The sequence below is a fragment of the Streptomyces spongiae genome, assembly GCF_009377185.1.
GTDB lineage: Bacteria > Actinomycetota > Actinomycetes > Streptomycetales > Streptomycetaceae > Streptomyces > Streptomyces spongiae.
Genome location: NZ_VJZC01000795.1, coordinates 1 through 3,700, shown reverse-complemented (window position 1 = coordinate 3,700; position 3,700 = coordinate 1). Strand labels below are relative to the sequence as shown.

Below are 3,700 nucleotides of genomic sequence, written 5' to 3'. Positions count from 1 at the left end.
GAGCCCCCAGGGATGGGACGGGTAGGGGCGGCGGGGGCGAGGAAAACCCCGTCCCGGGCTACGCCGTCGCCCGCTCCACCTCGCGCGGCCGAAGTTCCGCGTTCTCCAGTACCTCCCGCAGATGCCGCTCCATCACCGGCAGCACCTCGGGGATCGTCAACCCGCGGCCCAGCTCGTTGGCCAGGGACGTGACGCCCGCGTCACGGATCCCGCAGGGGATGATGCGGTCGAACCAGGCGTTGTCGGGGTTCACGTTGAACGCGAAGCCGTGCATCGTGACGCCCTTGGCCACGCGGATGCCGATCGCGGCGATCTTGCGGTCCTCACGCCGCTGCCCGGCGTTGGAGGGCGCGTACTCGGGCCCGTTGAGCCGCGGGTCGAACTCCTCGTCGTGGAGGCGGGGATCGAAGTCCAGGGACAGGCCACCGAGCGAGGGTCGCTGCTCCACCGGATCGCCGAGCACCCACACACCACTGCGGCCCTCGACCCGGGTGGTCTCCAGACCGAACTCCGCGCACGTACGGATCAGGGCGTCCTCGAGCCGCCGCACATGGGCCACGACGTCCACGGGGCGCGGCAGCTTCTGGATCGGGTAGCCCACGATCTGGCCCGGACCGTGCCAGGTGATCTTGCCGCCGCGGTCCACGTCGACGACGGGCGTGCCGTCGAGGGGCCGCTCGTTGTCGGCCGTACGCCGGCCCGCCGTGTAGACCGGCGGATGCTCCAGCAGCAGCACGGTGTCGGGTATCTCGTCCGCGAACCGGGCCGCGTGCACCCGGCGCTGCTCGTCCCACGCCTCCTGGTACTCGACGGCCTCGGCACCGAACCCCATGCGGACGAACCGCAGCTCACTCACGGCAAGCGCCTCCCAGACTTGAACGAGCACTGAACGCACCAACGCACCACGCACTCGTTCGTGTATTCGTCGGGCACGCGATGCGTTCGTCATGCATGTACGCGCCCACGCCACTGTACGCCCGGCCGATCCCCGTCAGCAGAGTGGCCAATCCTCACACGATCGGATGAATAGACGGCGAAGCGTGCGACCGGCCGCTCACTCTCCGCTACATTCACGCCGTTCACGAGGCCATATGGGCTGCTCACAGGCAATCCGGGCACCTCGCCGTAGATCGGGAAGGCAGGAGACCGCACCGCACATGACCGAACGACCCCCGCAGCGCACCCCCAACCGACAGCTCGCCGCCCTCATCGCAGAAGCGGGGTTCTCCAACGCGGGGCTGGCGCGTCGTGTGGACCAGCTCGGCCTCGAACACGGACTCGACCTGAGATACGACAAGACATCGGTCACCCGGTGGCTGCGTGGCCAGCAGCCCAGGGGGACCACCCCCGCCCTGATCGCCGAGGTGTTCACGCGCCGCCTCGGCCGTCGGCTCACCGCCCAGGACCTCGGCCTCGACGCGTGCGCGCCGGTGTACGCGGGCCTGGAGTTCGCCGCGACCCCCGAGGAGGCCATCGACATCGTCAGCGGGCTGTGGCGCAAGGACTCCGGCAGCCACGCCGAGCTCCGGAAGATCGCGTTCACTCCGGCGGGGCTCGTCGTCCCCAGCCGGGACTGGCTGATCGGCCGGGCCGACGACCGCGTGGGGCGGGGTGACCCGGTCGTCGGGCGCATCCCCACGCAGGGCCGCCCCGCCGCTCCCAAGGTCACCGCTCCGCCCGAGCAGCAGGGACCCCCGCCCCGGCAGCGCAACCAGACCGAGCGCGGCCCCGGCCAGCGGATCACCGGGGGCGACATCGCGGCCCTCCGCTCGGTGGGGGAGCTCTTCCGCGCCCTCGACCACGCCTACGGCGGCGGCCACGCCCGCCAGGCCCTCGTCCGCTACCTGGAGCACGAGGCCGAGCCGATGCTGCGGGGCGCGTACGGCGAGCAGACCGGCCGCCGTCTCTTCGCGGCCGCCGCGGACCTCACCCGGCTCGCCGGCTGGACCTCGTACGACATCGCCGCCCACGGCCTCGCCCAGCGGTACTTCGTCCAGGCGCTGCGGCTCGCGCAGGCGGCCGGGGACCGGATGTACGGCTCGTACGTGCTCGTGACGATGAGCCGCCAGGCCGTCTACCTCGGGCACGGGCGCGAGGCCGTCCAGCTGGCACGCGTGGCCCAGCAGGGCGTCGGATCGTCCGCACCGCCCGTCATCCAGGCGCTGCTGAACTCCGTGGAGGCGCGCGGACACGCCGTGCTCGGCGAGGTGCGGGCCTGCACGGCCGCGCTCGTCAGGGCCGAGCGCGCCCTGGAGGCTGCCCAGCCCGGGGAGGAGGTGCCGTACTGGGCGCGGTTCTTCGACGAGGCCCAGCTCGCCGACGAGTTCGGGCACTGCCACCGCGACCTCCAGCAGTACCGGGCCGCGGCCCAGCACGCCGAGCGCTCGCTGCAACTGCGCGCGCCCGGCTACGCCCGCAGCCGTCTCTTCTGCCGGGTGGTCCTCGCCTCCGCCCGGCTCGGGCTCGGCGAACTCGACCAGGCGTGCCAGCTCGGCGCGGAGGCCGCCGGGCAGGCCGCCGAGATGCGGTCGGTCCGGGCGGTCGAGTACGTGCGGGACTTCGAGCGCCGGCTGGAGCCGTACCGCGACGCCGCGCCCGTACGGGGATACCGGGACCGGGTGGCGGCGCTCGGGTAGGCCGTGCGGGTGTGTACGGCCGGGTGTACGGCCGGTGGGGCGCCCTGCGATCAACAGGGCGCCCCACGCTCTCACGCGGCCGTTTCGAGGGGCTCCATCCGTAAGGTCGGCTGGGCGTCCAGGTCCGTGAGGACGGCGTGGGCGGCCCGGCGGGCCGAGTGGAGGGCGCCCTGGACGGTGCTCGTGTCGCGGTGGTCACCGCAGACGTACAGGCCCGCCAACAGCCGTACCGGGCGCCGGAGGTCGTGCCCCGGGGGCATCGCGGGGACGGCCTCGGCGTCGTGGTGGACCGCGAGGAGCTCCCACCGGGTCGTCGAGGTGCCGTAGAGGCGGGCGAGCTGGGAGCGGACCGTGGCGTCCAGGTGGGCCGGGTCCGGGAGTGCGCCCAGCACGGTCGAGGAGATCAGTGCGCGGCCGGCCGGGGCGCGGGAGGGGTCGACCTGGCTGATGACCGCCGTGTGGGAGACCGGGCCGACGCGGTCGGCGTCCAGGAGCAACGTCGGTTCGGTGAGCGGTGGTTCGTCCGTGGTGTGGTGCAGGACGGTCACCGGGTGGAAGGCGGGGACGCGCAGACCCGGCAGGAGCCGGGCCGCCGCGCGGGCGCCCGTGGCGAGCAGGACGGCACGGCAGCGGAGGGCGCCGTGGTCGGCGGTGGTGACGGACGTGGTGCTGATGGAGGTCACGCGCACGCCCGTCCGCACGCTGCCCGGCGGGAGCGTGGCCGCGAGGAGCTCCGGGAGTGCGTCGGCGCCGCCCTCCGGGAGGCACAGGCGGCCCGTCGCGAAGGAGTGCAGCGCGAGGTCGGCGCACCGGCTGGAGGTCAGCAGCGCGGGGTCGGCGAGTAGGGCGGTGAGTAGGGGCCGCAGGAAACCGTCGACGGCGCGTGCCGGGAAGCCTCGGTTCACCAGCGCTTGCGCGGTGGGGAGTTCCGGGCGGGCGAGGAGCTGTTCGGGCGGTGTGGCGGCGAGCCGGGCGAGGGCGGTGGCCAGGCGGGACTGGTCCGCGAGCGTGCCGAGGAGACCCGGACGAGGGGTGCGGGGGGCGCCCTGCGCGCGGGGTATGCG

The 3,700-nt window shown here is 73.8% G+C and carries 3 protein-coding genes; 1 reads left to right on the top strand and 2 read right to left on the bottom strand.

Features of this window, described 5'->3' with window-relative positions; genetic code table 11:
• Positions 1-58 precede the first annotated feature (58 nt).
• Positions 59-856 carry a lipoyl(octanoyl) transferase LipB gene (lipB, locus tag FNH08_RS46885; protein WP_322726556.1) on the bottom strand — a complete coding sequence of 266 codons (798 nt, stop codon included), beginning with the start codon at positions 854-856 and terminating at the stop codon, positions 59-61.
• A gap of 301 nt (positions 857-1,157) precedes the next feature.
• Between lipB and FNH08_RS46880 the strand changes: the two genes are divergently transcribed.
• Positions 1,158-2,636, top strand: coding sequence for a regulator (locus tag FNH08_RS46880; RefSeq protein ID WP_152777935.1), 1,479 nt, complete (start codon positions 1,158-1,160; stop codon positions 2,634-2,636).
• Positions 2,637-2,707: 71 nt separating this feature from the next.
• Here the strand turns inward: FNH08_RS46880 and FNH08_RS46875 are convergent.
• A partial coding sequence (locus FNH08_RS46875) for an FAD-dependent oxidoreductase (protein WP_152777933.1) occupies positions 2,708-3,700 on the bottom strand: 993 nt, incomplete at its 5' end.